Origin of the sequence: Dyadobacter sp. CY326, from assembly GCF_021390515.1 — a bacterium.
In the GTDB taxonomy this organism is placed as follows: Bacteria; Bacteroidota; Bacteroidia; order Cytophagales; family Spirosomataceae; genus Dyadobacter.
Window position 1 is genome coordinate 730833 of the sequence record NZ_JAJUXI010000002.1, and the last position, 17230, is coordinate 748062.

Annotated in this window: 10 protein-coding genes; 7 read left to right on the forward strand and 3 right to left on the reverse strand. The window is 45.7% G+C overall.

The features are described from left to right. Positions 1-59: 59 nt before the first annotated feature. On the forward strand, positions 60-1799 hold the full coding sequence (locus LZG73_RS03680) for a VRR-NUC domain-containing protein (RefSeq protein WP_233846230.1): 1740 nt from the start codon (positions 60-62) through the stop codon (positions 1797-1799). Here the strand turns inward: LZG73_RS03680 and LZG73_RS03685 are convergent. Continuing rightward, complete coding sequence (locus LZG73_RS03685) at positions 1767-2567, reverse strand: endonuclease/exonuclease/phosphatase family protein (protein ID WP_233846231.1); 801 nt, start codon at positions 2565-2567, stop codon at positions 1767-1769. The genes LZG73_RS03680 and LZG73_RS03685 overlap by 33 nt on opposite strands. Positions 2568-2663: 96 nt before the next feature. On the opposite strand from LZG73_RS03685, the gene LZG73_RS03690 reads away from it, so the two are divergent. After that, positions 2664-3983, forward strand: coding sequence for a pitrilysin family protein (locus LZG73_RS03690; protein ID WP_233846232.1), 1320 nt, complete (start codon positions 2664-2666; stop codon positions 3981-3983). Between the two features lie 33 nt (positions 3984-4016). After that, positions 4017-5393: a pitrilysin family protein gene (locus LZG73_RS03695; RefSeq protein ID WP_233846233.1), complete on the forward strand. Its 1377-nt coding sequence runs from the start codon at positions 4017-4019 to the stop codon at positions 5391-5393. Between the two features lie 66 nt (positions 5394-5459). Here the strand turns inward: LZG73_RS03695 and LZG73_RS03700 are convergent, their stop codons facing one another. Beyond that, positions 5460-7100 carry a RagB/SusD family nutrient uptake outer membrane protein gene (locus LZG73_RS03700; RefSeq protein ID WP_233846235.1) on the reverse strand — a complete coding sequence of 547 codons (1641 nt, stop codon included), beginning with the start codon at positions 7098-7100 and terminating at the stop codon, positions 5460-5462. 35 nt (positions 7101-7135) lie between these two features. Beyond that, on the reverse strand, positions 7136-10303 hold the full coding sequence (locus tag LZG73_RS03705) for a SusC/RagA family TonB-linked outer membrane protein (protein ID WP_233846237.1): 3168 nt from the start codon (positions 10301-10303) through the stop codon (positions 7136-7138). Between the two features lie 662 nt (positions 10304-10965). On the opposite strand from LZG73_RS03705, the gene LZG73_RS03710 reads away from it, so the two are divergent. The 4 genes from LZG73_RS03710 to LZG73_RS03725 all read left to right on the forward strand — a co-directional run bounded on the left by LZG73_RS03710 (position 10966) and on the right by LZG73_RS03725 (position 17204). After that, entirely contained in the window at positions 10966-11820 is an 855-nt protein-coding gene (locus tag LZG73_RS03710) for a sugar phosphate isomerase/epimerase (RefSeq protein ID WP_233846239.1), read from the forward strand. A 126-nt stretch (positions 11821-11946) separates the two neighbouring features. Further along, entirely contained in the window at positions 11947-12903 is a 957-nt protein-coding gene (locus LZG73_RS03715) for an isopenicillin N synthase family oxygenase (RefSeq protein ID WP_233846241.1), read from the forward strand. A gap of 58 nt (positions 12904-12961) precedes the next feature. Then, complete coding sequence (gene chrA, locus LZG73_RS03720; RefSeq protein WP_233846242.1) at positions 12962-14104, forward strand: chromate efflux transporter; 1143 nt, start codon at positions 12962-12964, stop codon at positions 14102-14104. A 97-nt stretch (positions 14105-14201) separates the two neighbouring features. Next, positions 14202-17204: a glycoside hydrolase family 3 N-terminal domain-containing protein gene (locus LZG73_RS03725; RefSeq protein ID WP_233846243.1), complete on the forward strand. Its 3003-nt coding sequence runs from the start codon at positions 14202-14204 to the stop codon at positions 17202-17204. The last annotated feature ends 26 nt before the right edge of the window (positions 17205-17230 follow it).

The window sequence follows — 17230 nt, forward strand, 5'->3', positions numbered from 1 at the left end:
AACCATTAATTTGGTAACTTTATCTTACAGTCTAATTCTTACAATCCGTTTTTATCGAGGTGCTTCCGAATCCATATGTGCAGAATGTCGAGTTTCCGACGGATCTTCCCCCCAAATATTATCATGAGTATTTCGGCTATGTCCTGGAATTTGTCAGGAAGCGTTATGCCCATGTTTTAAATGAAAGTGAGACGCGGTTTTTGAACGATTACGACTCGCTTTCCGAGGACGCGCAATGCCTATTCATCCGTTTCAGTAACCGCAGCAAATCATTTTTCAGGGTTAATAACCTCTCCTATTCCGAAATTAGGGGCATTCCGGCTGTGCTGAATGAGCTTTTTGAAAAGCATTTCATCGAGTCATTATGCGACTCGCATGAAGTCCGCTTTTCGGAAATTATGGAGCTTTTTACCAAGCCCGAACATCTGCTTTTTACCAAGATCCTCGGCCCGGACATTATGCCTTCCAAAAGCATTAAAAAGCCGGATCTTGTTCGCTGGCTGATGCATGAATATGATTTCAAAACCCTTTGCGAGATCATCACGGCGCACGAGCCTGTTGTCAAGGTTTCCTATGAAGCCGAAGTAATGGTAATGAAATTCTTGTTTTTCGGAAACCGGAATGCAGATATGACCGAATTTGTGATCCGGGATCTGGGCCATGTGCGGTTTAATTCCTTTGATGAACAACATTTGGCCATCCAGTTTGAAACCCGAAAAGACGTCGACGATTCGCTGATGGTTTCGCTGATGAAGGAAACTTTTGACGATTTGAAAACAGACCTGCCGCCAGAAGACATTTTTGACTGGTTTATGAACTGGCATGTCGGCAGCGGAACGGGATTAAGCCCGAAAGCAATTCCTTCCTTTAACACATTCATTTTGCGTGTAAGCGCCTGGCTCGAACGCAAGAAAATGTTGTCGCAGGCATTGAGCATTTACCAGCTTACCAACGACGCTCCAGCTCGCGAGCGGCGCGTACGGCTGCTCTATAACCTGGGTGAAATAGACGAAGCATTGGCGCTTTGTGAAGAAATTGCTGAAAATCCGCAAAATGCAGACGAGCGTTATTTCAGCATGGATTTTTATGAAAGAATCAAAAATAAAAAAAGCCGCATCATCAAGCGCACCACACAGGCGCTGAAAGCCGCGGAGGCGATTGAAGTGCCCATTATGTATCGTTACCAGGTGGAGCTGGGCGCCATACATTATTATAGAGAACGCGGTTATCAGGCATTTTTTAGTGAAAACGAGCCGTGGCGAACATTATTCGGACTGCTGTTTTGGGACGCCATTTATGACACCAATGTGCAGACCATTCACAACCCGCTGCAACGCGTTCCAACCGATTTTTTCCTTCCTGATTTTTATTACAAAAGAGCCGATCAGCTCAAAGAAAGGTTGAAAGCAGCAAATTCCAGGGAAATCATCCAGGAATTGGTTACGCAGACTTACATTGAAAAATACGGCATTACTAATGTGCTTGTGCCCTGGTATGAAGGCGCGTTGGAAAAAGTGACTGTTCTAATTTCGCTTCTGACTCCCGAGCAGATCCATTTAGTCATGATGGAAATTGCGTTAAACCTGCGCGAAAACACGCGCGGCTTTCCCGACTTACTGGTTTGGAATGAAACAGAATATGCATTTATCGAAATAAAATCCCCAACAGATCACCTGTCATCCAGGCAGTTACATTGGCAGCATTTCTTCAAAGAGCATAATGTTCAAAGCCGCATTGTGCGTGTGAAATGGTTGAAAGATGAAGGATCAATCAATCTCGAAACTGGCGACAACGGGTAAATGATCGGAGGCGTATTTTTCGTCAATCACCTTTGTATCAGATGCTTTTAGTCTGCTTCCTTGCTTGAACATGATAAAATCGATTGTTTTGTTAGGCGTTTCAACGGGAATCGTTGGCTTGCAGTCGGAGCAGGTTCTTGTGAAATATTTGTCGAAATAAGCGATTACCGGACTTTCAAGAACGGCATTGAAATCGCCTGCGAGGATCATAGGAAGTTCGGTTTTGCCCAATTTTTCGACGATCGTTTCGGCTTGTAAAAGGCGGTTAGGCTCTTTCAAACCTAAATGCGTGCTGGCGAAAACAACTTTTTGCTTATTTGGCAATGTTACGGTTATGGCTGCAACTGTGCGATTTTCTTCCGGTTTGTCGGCGTGGATGGGCAATGCGTATCTTACAGAATCTTCGATTTGATATTTGCTCAAAACGGCCACGCCATAATCTCCGCCCTGATGGTCAATCGCTTTGGAAAAATAGAATTTCATTCCCGTTAATGCTGCAAGCTGCTGCGCCTGGTTTTTCCCTTTTCCTGAGCGTTCCGTGTTCACGTCAACTTCCTGCAAAGCCACGAAATCAGGTTTTTCAGCATTAATGACCTTGGCAATGGCTTCCACATCAATTTTGTCCCCGGCCGACGGCGGATTGCAATGGTGAATGTTGTACGTCATCACCTTGAACTTGAATTTCTTGGCAGGTTTGTCGGCCGCTGCCGCATTTACAAATACAACACTTGAAATCAGGGTAAGCAGACTAAAAAGGCTATTTTTCATAAAGAATTAAAGGATTAGGACATTGAGCCTTAAAAGTAGTGGATACATTTAAATCCGTTTGCTATCATTACACATCAATTCATTAAGCTTAATCAAATGATAAAGAAAATACTCCTAACCGCGGCGCTGATGGCCGGTTTCGGGATGTCTTTTGCGCAAACCAAGCCGGAAGATGTGAAAACTTTCACATTGGCCAACGGGATGAAATTCCTGGTGCTGGAAGACAAGTCGATTCCCAACGCCAACATGTATTTGTTCTGGAAAGTCGGCTCGCGCAATGAAGTGCACGGCATTACGGGCCTCTCGCATTTCTTCGAGCACATGATGTTCAATGGTTCCAAAAACTTTGGCCCGAAAGAATTTGACCGTTTCATGGAAGCCAACGGCGGTTCAAACAATGCTTACACTTCTGAGAATGTAACCGTTTACACAGACTGGTTTCAAAAAGATGCATTGGAACCCATTTTCAAACTCGAATCCGACCGCATTGCGAGCCTGTCGATCGACCCGAAAATGGTGGAAAGTGAACGCGGTGTTGTGCTTTCTGAGCGGAGTACGGGTTTGGAAAACAGCAATTACAGGCTCATCGGCGAGCTTGTGCAATCTGTCGCTTTTCAGGAGCACCCTTATATGTTTCCTGTCATCGGCTTTGAGTCAGACATTAAGAGCTGGACGCAGCAAGATTTGGAAAATTATTTCAAAACGTATTATTCACCCAATAATGCGACGGTTGTGATGGTTGGCGATGTGACTTTGGAACAGGTTAAAAAAATGGCGGATCAATACATGGCGCCGATTCCGGCCAGAGGTTTGCCGCCAAAAATCCGGACGGTTGAACCGCAGCAAAATGGCGAAAGAAGGGTTACGGCTTACAAGGACATTGCCACGCCAAACATTCTGATGGCGTATCACGTGCCAGAAACCAAACATGCAGATTATTACGCGCTCGACCTGCTGAGCAGCTTATTGACCTCCGGAAATTCATCACGCCTTACCAAGTCGCTGGTGATGGATTCTACATTGGCAACGAATGTTTCCAGCTTCACCGACCAGAGTTTTGATCCAAGCTTATTCATCATTTACGCCATCGCCGGAAGCAATGTAACCGCGCCTGATTTGGAAAAAGCAATTGATAACCAGATTGATCTTATTATTAAAACCGGTGTAAAAGACGAGGAACTGCAAAAAGTGAAAAATCAGAAGCTCATGGAATTTTATCACACATTGGAAACCATTAATGGCAAAGCTAATAGTCTGGGCAGTTATGATGTGTTTTTTGGAGATTATAAAAAAATGTTCGAAGCACCGGATTTGTATAAAAAAGTGACTGTGGAAGACATTAAGCGCGTTGCCGCACAGTATTTCACGGAGCGCAACCGCACAGTAGGTTACTTGCTTCCTGAAAAATCGAAATAGCTTCACTTCGACATTCATTCAAAAATTTGAAATATGAAAAAGATATTATTTGTGTTTATGGCGCTGTTTACGCTTTCGGCCTCGGCACAAAACAATTTTAAAGTGCCACCTTACGAAAAGTTCACGCTCAAAAATGGCCTGACCATTTTCCTGATGGAGCAGCATGAAGTGCCATTGATCAATGTTTCGGCCGTTTTCGACGCCGGTTCAATCAATGATGGCGAGCGTTACGGACTAGCCAGCATTACAGCCGATGCACTGCTTTTTGGCACTGAAAAATACACGAAACCTCAAATTGAGGAAATGACCGATTTCGTAGGCGCGAGCATTAACACTTATGCAGGCAAGGATATGTCGGGGCTGACTTCATCATTTGCTACAAAAGATCAGGAAAAGCTGTTTGACATTATCCAACAAGTGCTGATGCACCCTGTTTTTGACAAAACTGAATTTGACAAACACAAGCAACGCACGATTCAGGAATTGGTGCAGGAAAAAGAGAGTCCACGCGCGGTGATCAACAATTACGCAAACGCGTTCATGTTCAAAAACTTTCCCTATGCAACGCCCGGCGGCGGCACTCCCTCGACCATTGAAAAGCTCAATGCAGCAGACGCAAAGGCATTTTACGAAAGCAATTACACTTCGGGACGCGGCGCGATTGCAATTGTAGGAGACTTCAAAGCAGCCGACATGAAGAAAAAAGTGACTGCCATGTTTGGCAACTGGAAAACAGCGCCTTACCGCATGGTCAAACGCATTGCGCCTGATCTCGAATTTGACAAAAGCCGCGTTCTGCTCGTGGATAAGCCGGATGCGAGAGAAACCACATTTGTAATTGGCGGAAAAGGAATTGATTACAATTCAGCGGATTACGTGCCGGTTCTGGTTGTCAACACCATTCTCGGCGGTAGGTTTACTTCCTGGCTGAATGACGCATTAAGGGTGAATTCGGGTCTTACTTATGGCGCAAGAAGCGGCTTTACGCGTTACAAATTTGCCGGAACATTCGCTATCAGTACCTTTACCAAAAATTCAACGACCGTTCCGGCTGTGGATATGGCATTGCAGGTTTTGGATAGTCTTCACAAGACCGGGATCAATGATGAAATCCTGAAATCGGCCAAAGCGTATGTCAAAGGCAGTTTTCCACCTGCATATGAGTCGGCAGGCGCATTGGCGAGACTGCTGACTGACATGCACATTTACAATTTTGACGAAAGTTTCATTAATACATTCCAGGCGAAAGTTGACGGCCTTACAACCGAAAAAACCAAGGAGATTATCGCCACTTACTTCCCGAAAGACAAGCTGCAATTTGTCATGATCGGCAAGGCGAGCGAGATTCGGGATCAGGTCAAAAAGTATGGCGAGATCACTGAAAAGCAGATCAAAGCGGATGGATTTTAAAAGCAAAAAAGCCCGGGCGGAAATGGATCTGCCCGGGTTTCTAAACTATTCACGTATTTACTAAAACTATAATCCTTTCGGGTTTTGAACGGCAGCACTCCCAGCTCCTGCCTTGTTGTAGGCCAGTTCATTGGCCGGCACATCCCAGTAATCCAGGAAGTTGTAGTTGATGGTCGCATTCTTGCTCACAACACCCGCTTTGTCGACCACTACAGCCCCTTTTCTGCCTCCTCCTGTCGCAACATCATCAATGATCCCCCAGCGTCTTGCGTCGTAAAAGGCAAGACCTCTGAATGGTAAAACGACCCTTCTTTCGCTTCTTAATTCTTCTTTGGCAGCAGCCAGGGTCAGGCCTTTGCCAGCCACGGGAGCCAGACCGGCGCCCTGAAGCGTCCTGATTGCATCGATTATTTTCAAGCCACCTTCAATGTCACCTGTATTGATCAGCGCCTCGGCAAGGGTAAGCTGGTTTTCTTCATAAGTGGCTGCCATGTAAAATTCGTATTCACCCACCGACTTGCTTCCAAGTACAACCACACCGGGAAGACCTTTGCCGCCGTCGATCAAACCATAGCGGGTGTTAAAAATATTTCCACGGTCGTTGTTTCCGATCCAGGGATTAGCCTCAATAGCGAAGTTATTTTCCAGTCGTTTATCACCAGCTTTGAAATCCTGTATGAGGCGTTCGCTTACTTTGAAGTTGCTGGTTTTGGTCGTACCAACAGTCAGCGCGGAAGGTGTGCTGCCCGTCGCAGAAATGAAATCGCTGGTCTCATTGGATCTGGCTGTAAACACATAATCCGTAGCCGTAATACCATCTTTTGCAAGGGAAGCGATGGATGTCCACTGTGCAGGGGTCATTTCCTTCACCGTCGTATTCACCAGCAAATTACGCGCTTTCATGGAGTTGATGTTCCGCTTCCACATGTCCGGCGTGAGTATCCCGCCTTTGCCAACCTGAAAGAATGCAGGAATGATCTTGCCTATAATGGCCGAATAATCTGAAACATTGCTCACGGCGCTCAATGCTGCCGCTGCTTTGTCGTAGTTGGCGTTGGATTCTGCAATAATCGCTTCCTTGCTCACAAAAACATCATTGGTCCCAACAGGCTGATCGTTGATAATTCCTGCGAAATACACAGAACCGATCCGGCCGTACGCATAACCTTTCCACCAGTAGGCCCAGGCTTTCAGCGCGTTTTTCTTGCTCTCGGCATCTCCCGTGAATGTAGTCGCGTCTACCAATGCCAGGACATTATTGGCCCCGGTGTTGAGGCTGTACATATATGCCCATTCATAGTAAAGCGGATTGTCGCTTGCATTGGCATTGATATTGACCTGCCGTAGCATGTCTGGTTGTAAGGTTGGCGAATTGGGGTTCATCACTTTGGTACCATTATCGAGGACCACATAATTGGCTACACCTATCTCATTCAGCCGCTGATTGGCCGCTTCCGCGCCGATCACATCCCCCATGATTTCATGATAACCAACAGGATCACCAAAAAACCCACCATAAAATCCGCCATACTTTACGGTTAGAAATCCGTTCACATATATCGCGCCCTGAGCCAGGTTGATCAGCCCCGATTCTGAATTGGCGCTTCCTGTGGTTGGCTGGTTGGGGTTCTTTACGTCCAGTTGATCCTTGCAGCCAAGCATTGATCCCAGCAGCAGCAACATGGAAAGTAGTTTTATCTTTTTCATATTTCAATGTTTTTAGATTCCAATGAATGGTTTTGTTAGAAGCCGAAATTGAGAGAGACCTGATAGGACCTGTAATTCGGCATACTGCTGTGGTCAGTCCCACGGTCCCAGGCAGAGTTATTGGCACCCGAAACGATTTCAGGATCCAGGCCGGTGTATTTGGTCAGGGTAAACAGGTTACGTCCGGAAAAGACCAACTGCAATTTTCTAAACCCTTTGATCGTGGTCAGTTTCGCGAAATCCACACCGAGCGAAATGTTTCTCAGGCGCAGGAATGAAGCATCTTCATAGAAGTAATCTTTTGTACCATTTCTGGTAACGGCCGCATACACCCCCCTGTAAAATGCTGTCCAGGCACCGGTTTCGCCATCAATCGTAAATGGCTTCGAGTAGTCGGCATGGATCCCGTCACGATACATCCATTCCTTGGTTTGGTTGTAAAGGTGGCTTCCCTGGATCCAGTCCAGTTGAAATCCGAAAGTCAGGAAATTCTTGAAGGTTACGTCATTGATAAACGACATGTTGAACTTTGGGTTTGGATCACCAAAGCTGTATTTATCCGGCGTCACGTAAGGGAATTTGGTTGCTTTATTTACTACATATCCGTTGCTGGCGAGCGTGTATTCGCCTTTCTCCGATTCCGAAAGGAATGGTGTTCCATCGGGCTTGACCGCGTCGAGGCTGTGGATCATTTTGTGACCATAAAGCTGCCCTATTTTTTCATCCTTGCGGAGCACATAATTGGTACTTCCCGCATTGGAAATGACAACAATCTCCTGGTCACCTACAACAGAGTTGATCTTCGAGGTCTGCTTTGTAAAGTTGGTGGTCAGGTTCCAGGTGAAACTTTTCCCGTGGTAAATGGCTGCGTTCAATGAAGCCTGCAGGCCGTGCGAGCCCAGTGAAAAAGCATTCGTTTTCAATGTTCCTGAGCCGGAAGTAGGCGCCACATCAATGCTCCAGATGGCGTTGTCCGTGGTCCGTTTCCAGTAAGTTGCAGACAAACGCACATCATTCAACCAGTTGCCGCTGGGCATAACATTCAATGTAAAATCTGTCCCAATTTCAAGCTCCTTGGAAACCTCCACACCAAGGTCAGGATTGTTTTGATTAGGGTCAAAATAGAACGCATTACTTGACCCTAAGACCTTGGTTCTCAATGTTACATAACGGTCAAATGGGTTGGGCTGAATACCCGCTTCGCCGTAAGCGGCGCGAAGTTTGAATTCAGGCACACGGTCGGCAAGGGTCCCACCTTTCCAGAAGCCAAATGAGGACATTCTCAAATAAACATCGCCTCGCGGGAAGGTGAACGGCTTGGAGCCGCCGCCGAATGCAGACGAATAATCGCTCCGGAATCCGCCTGCCAAACCAAAGAGTTCGCCATATTCTATTTTTTGGTTAACAAGGTACCCGAACGTAATAAAAGGCTCGGAGTAGTCTTCAAGAACCTTGAAAGAAGTTCCCTGGGTGCTTGTAAAAGGTGTGTAAGAAGGCAACCCAGCAGCCGCAGCCGCATAAAGCGTCTGTTTTTGGTTACGGTAATCGTAAGAAACCTGGGTAGATGTGGTAATCGGGACGTTCCAGCCGAAATCTTCCTGAAAATTGGTATAAATGAATGCCGTTCCCAGAAAGTTCTGGAATGTTTTGCCGTAAGTATATTTATCGATACCGCCGGTGTTATCGGGACTGATGGAGGAGCCAACCCAGGTTGAAGCTGCGACCGAGTTAGCATTCTCGGACTGATTCTGCGCGGTGAAAACGAAATCTTCCCTGCGGTAATTCAGCCCGTACTTCGCATCCAGTTCGAGAAACTTATTGACCTTGTAATTCAAGTTGAAGTTTTGAATGATATCAACCCGCTTGTTGTCGGCATTGGAATAATGTTGTGCGTAAATCGGGTTACTGCCGTTCACGCCTGCCGCGTCTCCCAACTTGTTGATAGGGCTTCCGTCGGGTAGTCTGAAATCGTAATCTACAAAGGCGCGGCTGTTGAAAATGGAATAAATGTTGCTACCATTCACCGTATTTTTGGTATAAACCAGCTGTGTAGTGCTGCGTAGCCTTACGCCTTTGGCGAGCTGAACGCCAAGGTTGGTTGTAAGGTTGCTCCTGTCATTAGCACCATTGTTCAGGAAGTTTGATTTCTGATGGTTATTGGAAGCAGATGCACTGAAATCGAATTTCTCACTGCCCCCTGATAGCGAAACGCTGTTGTTGTAGGTGTTTGCGGGAACGAAGAATTCTTTGAAGTGATCATGATAAGCGAGATTGGCATTATAAGGCTTATCCGTTTTGTTGAGCGGGTCTGTGCTGTTCCAGATTACATTTTCAGTATACAAGCCTGTCAGGGGATCAATGGAAATAGGGTTGCCGGACGATCCGATGATGTTGTTATTAGCATCTGTATTGTATCCGTGAAATTGCGACTTCGCCAATCCACCCACATTCAAATAAGTGTTATTCGTAATCGAAGAAGAAAAATCGATATTCAGCACACCGTTCTTACCTCTTTTGGTAAAAAGCTGAATCACACCATTTGCCCCCTGGGCTCCATATATCGAAGCAGAAGCGGCACCCTGTACGACCTCAATCCGTTCAATCGTGTTCAGGTCGATTGCGCTAAGGTCCGTCGATACCATCTGAATCCCGTCGATCAGGATCATTGGCGAAGTTCCGCGGTTCACGGAGTTGATGCCTCTTAACAAAATGTTAACCCCCGCGCCCGGCGTTCCATTCCCGCTGGTAATTTGCGCGCCCGGAATTTTCCCGACGAGCGCCTGGTCGACAGAAGCAGAAGGCGTTTGCGGCAGATTCTTGGCAGAAATTGTTTCCACCGAGATCCCCAGCTTGGCTTTCGTCGTGGCCACACCGGAGCCAGTAACGACCACTTCACTCAAAATCCTGGCATCGGAGACCAATTTCACATCAATAACGCTCAGGCTCTCAAATGTAATTTCCTGAGTGATCATTCCTACAAAACTGAAAATCAGCTTGCCTTGGTCCGGGACTGGAATCTTGTATTTGCCGTCAATGTCGGTAATCACGCCGTTAGTAGTTCCGGCGACCAGGACATTCACTCCTGGGATGGGGGACGAATCGTCAGCAGCGGTGACGGTCCCGGTTACGAATTTTTCCTGAGCCCATAGAAAGGACGAGCAACAGCACACCAGCAGGGTGCCCAGCAGTAAAATTTTCTTCATCAGCAAGTAATAGTTAGGTTTGGTATCGAGACTTGTCTCTGAACAAATATATTCATTTCAGATTTCGATACAAACTATACTACTAAGGCCAAATATGCCATATAATAATTTACAATAAAGTTTAAAGTAAAAATTATATTTTGATAAAATACATTTTAATAAAATATAATTCTACTAAAATCAGTCGCTTCCTGCATGAACATTTCCATTGTTCTGTAACGCATATCCATCCTCTACTGTGTATTTAAAGTAAATTACAAAATAGCTTTACGAAAACTCTTGATAATATTCTACAATTCCATTTTAAAATGATCTGCCTATTAAAAATTTCTGAGCAGAATCTTTGCTAAGTATACCATTATTAACTTAATATCAGACTGTTATAGTAAATGAAATCAAACTCTTCATAGTTAAATCAGACTAAGCTTTTGGCGTGATTCTAGTTTGTGAAACTGCTGAACCTTGCCTGAGAGTGAAAATGTCGGCGAGCAAACTGGTAAAACAGTATAAACGCTACGTATAAACGCAAAGCCAATCAGAGTTAAACGAGCGAGTTTTGAACGTGATCACATATACGCAGAATGTGCACGCGAACAGTAGTTTTATCGTTTTCTTTGTTTTTTGCTTAAACACTTATTCAATTCTTTAACAATCATTTTACAATGAAGAAAGCAACAAAAATGGTTTACCTGGCGCTCGCTGTTTTGACGTCGATCAACAGCTTCGGACAAGGAAAACCTGTATACACAAACCCGATTGGTCTCCAAGCTTACACATTCCGTGGCAGTTGGGATAAGGGGATCGAAGCAACATTGGACACCATTAAATCCCTGGGCGTCACCGAATTGGAAGGCGGACCGATCAAAGGGATGACAACCGAAGAATTGCGCAAACAGCTGGACAAGCGCGGCATTAAGATGGTGTCGATCGGGGCCGATTACAACAAACTGGCCGAGAGCAGCGAACAGACGATCAAGGATGCCAAAGCATTGGGTGCCAAATATGTAATGGTTGCCTGGATTCCTCACAAAGGCAAATTCGATCTCGAAACAGCCAAAAAGGCTGTCGCCGACTTCAACAAGGCAGGAAAAGAACTGAAGGCAGCAGGCATTGAGCTAACTTACCATAATCACGGCTATGAATTCGAGCCTTACGAAGATGGAACATTGTTTGATTACATTGTCAAAAACACCAATCCTGAATATGTAAATTTCGAAATGGACGTGCTCTGGACCGCATTTCCAGGACAAGATCCAGCGAAGTTGCTGTTGAAATATCCAACCCGCTGGAAGCTGATGCACTTGAAAGATCTTAAAAAAGGTGTTGAAGGAAACCTTTCAGGCGGAACGCCAACCACCAATGATGTTGCGCTGGGAACCGGCTCTATTGACATTCCTGCAACATTGAAAGCAGCCAAAAAAGTGGGAATTAAGCATTACTTCATCGAAGATGAGAGTCCTTCGTATTTGAAACAAATTCCGCAGACGATTGCTTATATCAAGAGTGTTAAGGAGTAATGCGCTTGGACTTGCCAAGTCTTCAAGACTTAGCAAATCTTTGCCTCGCCTATAATTGAAAAACTATCCAAACTATCCGTAGACTTGTCTGCGGATAGTTTTTACTTTGCACCAAAAACAGATTTTATGGAACCAGCATTATTGAATCAAGTCCCTTCGCTGGATTTGGCTGATTTTACATCAGGGAATGCCGAGCAAAAGGAGCAGTTTGTGGCAGACCTGGGTGCGGCTTTTACCAACATCGGATTTGTGGCAATAAAAAATCACGGACTCAACGAGACTTTGCGCAATGCACTTTATGAAACTGTAAAGCAGTTTTTCACGCTGCCCGACGACACTAAAAAGAAATATGAGTTCGCTGAACTGTTTGGGCAGAGAGGATACATTAGCAAAGGAAAAGAGACCGCAAAGGGATTCAAGGTGGCCGATTTGAAAGAATTTTACCACATCGGCCAGCCTGATCCGATTGGTAATATGCCGTCGAACGTCTTTCCGAATGAGCTTCCTGACTTTGAAACATATACATTAGAAGTTTACAGAACATTTGAAAGAGCAGGCAAAACGCTTTTGCGCGCCATTGCAATCTATCTGCATTTGCCTGAGGATTATTTTGAAGAGAAGGTCAAAAATGGCGACAGCTTGTTAAGAGCATTGCATTATTTCCCCATTCCAAATCCTGAACTTGTGCCCGAAGGAGCTGTTCGCGCGGCTGCACATGGCGACATTAACCTCATTACATTATTGATGGGAGCCAGCGCAGAGGGCCTGGAAGTGCTTCGCCGCGACGGACAATGGATCGCAATTACCGCATTACCCGACCAGATTGTAGTGAATGTAGGCGATATGCTCGACCGTCTCACCAACCACAAATTAAAATCCACGATCCACCGGGTTGTAAATCCGCCACGCGAAAAAATGGGCACTTCACGCTACTCCATTCCGTTTTTCATGCACCCGCGCGCTGATATGGACCTCACTTGTCTGGAAAGTTGTGTGTCGCAGGAGCAACCGAAATTATACACGGATATGACCGCAGGCGAGTTCCTGGATGAGCGTTTGAGAGAACTGGGTTTAAAAAAATAACCTGCAAAAACGCTTGGCCCCGCCTCCTATCCGCCGATTTCGTTACATCATTTACCTGATGGACATCCTCTTGCTGTCACTAACCGCTTTTGGAGGTCCGCAGGTGCATTTAATGATGATGATCGAGCGGCTTGTACGGAAGAGAAGATACATTACCGAAGAAGAATTGCTTGAATTGCAGGCCCTATGCTCGGTTTTGCCTGGGCCCAGCTCCACACAAACGGTCACGGCCATTGGCCTAAAAATCGGAGGACAACCGCTTGCTTATTTAACGCTTATCGTGTGGTCGTTGCCGGCAATGATCCTGATGACAATGGCGGCAATTGGCATACATTATCTGGAACGGCATTCAATTTCTCTACAATTCACAAAATTCGTGGGGCCGATGGCGGTGGCTTTTTTGATGTACGGAGCATCGTCCATCGCCCGAAAAGTCATTCATAACACGCAAGGATGGTCTTTTCTGATCATTTCCACGATGCTTGCCTATCTGTATCCGTCACCCTACATGACGCCTGTTCTTATTGTAACAGGCGGCGTTGTGGCCTCGCTGAATTTCAAGAAGCACGAGGTGATGGAGAAGGGTCCGATCCGGATTTTGTGGCGACCGATTATCTTCTGGATCTCGGTGCTCATTGCTGCTGCAATTATCGGAAAAATCACCAACTCGCTTCCAGTAAGGCTTTTTGAAAACTTTTACCGGAATGGAAGTCTGGTTTTCGGTGGCGGACAAGTCCTGATTCCCATTCTTTATAATGAGTTTGTAGAATTTAAACATTACTTGACCGAGCAAGAATTTTTAGCCGGAATGGCGCTCACGCAAGTCGTTCCCGGACCGGTTTTCTCAATAGCGACATTCGTCGGCAGCATTTCTCTTCAATCCGCAGGCATAACCGGACAAATCATCGGCGGCTTTGTGGCCACTGCCGGCATTTTTCTTCCCGGCACATTCTTCATCTTTTTCGCCTATCCGTTTTGGGATCAGCTCAAAAAATACAGAGGCATCCGCGCCTCGCTGGAAGGCATTCACGCCGCCAGCTGCGGACTTACCATCGCCGCCGCCATCTCCCTTTTCCAACCCATGATGAATAACTGGCAGCCGCTCTTCACTGTCATCTGCACAATCCTCGTCCTGACTTTTTCCAAAGTGCCATCTTACGTGATAATCCTGGCCGGGTTGGTTTTGGGGTTGGTTTTTTAAGAAGCTTTTGCCAAACATTTAGTTAGACAATAGTTTCCATTGGATTAGTCGATTGGTTTTCCAAACTTTGGAAACTGATTCCTATGACATCCTATTCATGAAACATTCCTATCTCCTACTGCTCTTAATATCCATTTTTACTTCCAGCGTTTCCCGAGCTCAGGTTAGTGCGCCGGCTTTTTTGAATCAAAATCAACTTAGCGAATCGCGGCAGTGGGTGGATTCGGTTTTTGCAACTTTGACGCCGGATGAGCGGATTGCACAGTTGATTATGGTTGCAGCAGTTTCGGATGTTAAACGGGCCGTTATTGATCCGAAAATAAGCAACCCCGCAGCAGTTGAAAAATTGATCCGGGAAAATAAAGTGGGCGGCGTTGTGTTTTTCCAAGGCGGTCCTGTTCCCCAGGCGCAGCTGACTAATTTTTACCAATCCATTTCGAAAGTGCCGTTGCTCATTGCAATGGACGCTGAATTCGGGCTCGCCATGCGGATTGACAGCACGGTGAGATATCCTTATCAAATGACATTGGGTGCCATTCAGGGCAGCAATGACCTCATTTACGAAATGGGCGCACAGCTCGCAAAACAGGCAAAGCGACTGGGTATGCACATTAATTTTGCCCCGGTTGCAGACGTCAACAACAATCCCGACAATCCCGTTATCAGCTTCCGCTCTTTTGGCGAAAATAAATATAAAGTGGCCGACAAAGCGGTCGCTTATATGAAAGGAATGCAGGATAACGGCTTGTTAACAAGCGCAAAACATTTCCCTGGCCATGGCGACACAGGCGTTGATTCACATTATGACCTGCCATTGATCTCGCACAACACGACGAGACTCGACACTTTGGAATTATATCCTTTCAAAGCGCTAATTTCCAATGGCATAAGCGGCATGATGATTGCACACTTGAGCATTCCTGCATTGGATAAAACACCCAATCTGCCGTCAACATTATCAAAACCAATCGTTTCTGAATTGCTTAGAAAGCAGCTGGGATTTGACGGGCTAATTTACTCGGACGCGATGAATATGAAAGGCGTTACAAAATATTTCCCCAACGGAAAGGCAGATGCAATGGGGCTTGAAGCCGGGATGGATTTGCTGGAATTCACGGAAGACGTTTCCAAATCCATTGCTGAAATCAAAAAAAGCATTGCGGAGGGACGCATTACGCAGGCGGAAATTGATGCGCGTTGCAAAAAAGTGCTGCAAGCCAAAGCCTGGGCTGGCCTGAACCATTACAAACCGGTTGACCTGAACAATCTTTACGAAGACCTGAATCCAAAATCAGCAGAACTTGTTAACCGCCTTTTGACTGAGAAAGCATTGACGGTTTTGAAAAACACGAATGACTTATTGCCGCTCCGCGAGCTCGATACATTAAAAATCGCATCGGTCTCATTGGGTGCCGACACGATCACGACTTTTCAGAAAACACTGGGTTTGTACACAAGTGTGGAGCATTTTTATATTCCGGCAAAAGCCACGGAAACCCAGATTAACGAGCTGCGTGAGAAGTTAAAAGCATTCAATCTGCTGCTTGTCGGAGTTCACCTGGGAAGCATTTCGCCCAGGACCAATTATGGCTTGACGGAGCAAATGAATGCGGTTTTGCAGGAATTGATTGCTTCCAATAAGGCTGTTGTTTCCGTTTTTGGCAACCCTTATGCATTGAATAAAATTCAAAAGCCTGAAAATGCCCGGGCCCTGTTAATGGCTTATCAGTTAACGCCTTACACGCAAGATTTATCGGCGCAGTTGATCTTTGGCGCAATTCCCGCACAAGGAAAACTGCCCGTGACGGTGAATGCACAATTCCCTTACAATGCAGGCATTGAGACGCCCGCGATCGGCAGGTTGAAATATACAATTCCAGAAGAACTTGGGCTTGATTCAAAGATCATCACCTTCAAAATTGATTCTATTGCCAATGTTGCGCTGACGCAAAAAGCAACGCCAGGCTGCGTGGTGCAGCTCGCGAAAGATGGCAAAGTGTTTTTTAGAAAAGCGTATGGAAAGCACACTTACGAAGGACCACAAACTGTGAAACTGACAGACCTTTACGATTTGGCTTCGGTTACCAAAATCACGGCTTCGACATTGGCACTAATGAGCCTTTGGGATCAGAAAAAATTTGACCTGGACGCGACCATGAAGGATTATCTGCCTGATTTTGAGAAATCTAACAAAGCGGATCTGCAATGGCGTCGGGTTTTGACGCATAGTGCGCGTTTGAAAGCATTTATCGTGCTTTGGAAAGAGGCGCAGAACCCGGATGGATCTTGGAAGAAAAAGACTTTCAGCACCAAACAGTCGAAAAAATATCCAATTTCGGTTGTGGGCGACAGTCTCTTTATTTTTAAAAATTATGATAAAGAAATTTTCAAGGCCATCCGCGATTCTCCTTTGAATGAAAAAGAAGGTTATGTGTACAGCGATCTTTCATTTATTCTTTATCCGCAAATCGTGAAAACATTGTCGGGAGAGAATTTTGAGGATTATTTGAAAAATCATTATTATCACAAATTGGGTGCTAACACATTAACATTCAACCCAAAACGCTTTTATAAACTGGAAGACATTGTGCCCACGGAGCGGGACACATTCTTCCGGATGACGCAGTTGCACGGACAAGTTCACGACGAGGCCGCAGCGATGTTGGGCGGTTTGAGCGGACATGCGGGTTTGTTTGGCGACGCCAATGATGTGATGAAGGTTTGGCAAATGTATCTGCAACAGGGTTATTATGGCGGTCAGCAATTGCTAAGCAAGGATGCGCTCATTGAATTTACCCGTTATCAATATCCTGAAATAGGCAGTCGCCGCGGCATCGGATTTGACAAACCGACATTCAAATATTCTGGAAATGCGCCGAAATATGCGAGCCCATCAAGCTTTGGGCACACGGGTTACACGGGCATTATGACCTGGGCTGATCCGGCTTGGAACCTGAATTATGTGTTTCTTTCCAATCGCGTTTACCCTACGAGGGAAAATAATAAGATTTCACAGCTTAACATCCGCACAGCCATCATGGACGTGGTTTACCAGGAATTGTTGAAAAAAGTGAGTCCCGGCGCGACCGCAGGACTCTGAGAACTTCCTACATTTGTGCGATTCAC

Coding starts and splice junctions, on each gene's coding strand:
- LZG73_RS03685 (WP_233846231.1), bottom strand. CDS start 2,567: ATGAAAAATAGCCTTTTTAGTCTGCTTACCCTGATTTCAAGTGTTGTA.
- LZG73_RS03690 (WP_233846232.1), top strand. CDS start 2,664: ATGATAAAGAAAATACTCCTAACCGCGGCGCTGATGGCCGGTTTCGGG.
- LZG73_RS03695 (WP_233846233.1), top strand. CDS start 4,017: ATGAAAAAGATATTATTTGTGTTTATGGCGCTGTTTACGCTTTCGGCC.
- LZG73_RS03700 (WP_233846235.1), bottom strand. CDS start 7,100: ATGAAAAAGATAAAACTACTTTCCATGTTGCTGCTGCTGGGATCAATG.
- LZG73_RS03705 (WP_233846237.1), bottom strand. CDS start 10,303: ATGAAGAAAATTTTACTGCTGGGCACCCTGCTGGTGTGCTGTTGCTCG.
- LZG73_RS03710 (WP_233846239.1), top strand. CDS start 10,966: ATGAAGAAAGCAACAAAAATGGTTTACCTGGCGCTCGCTGTTTTGACG.
- LZG73_RS03715 (WP_233846241.1), top strand. CDS start 11,947: ATGGAACCAGCATTATTGAATCAAGTCCCTTCGCTGGATTTGGCTGAT.
- chrA (WP_233846242.1), top strand. CDS start 12,962: ATGGACATCCTCTTGCTGTCACTAACCGCTTTTGGAGGTCCGCAGGTG.
- LZG73_RS03725 (WP_233846243.1), top strand. CDS start 14,202: ATGAAACATTCCTATCTCCTACTGCTCTTAATATCCATTTTTACTTCC.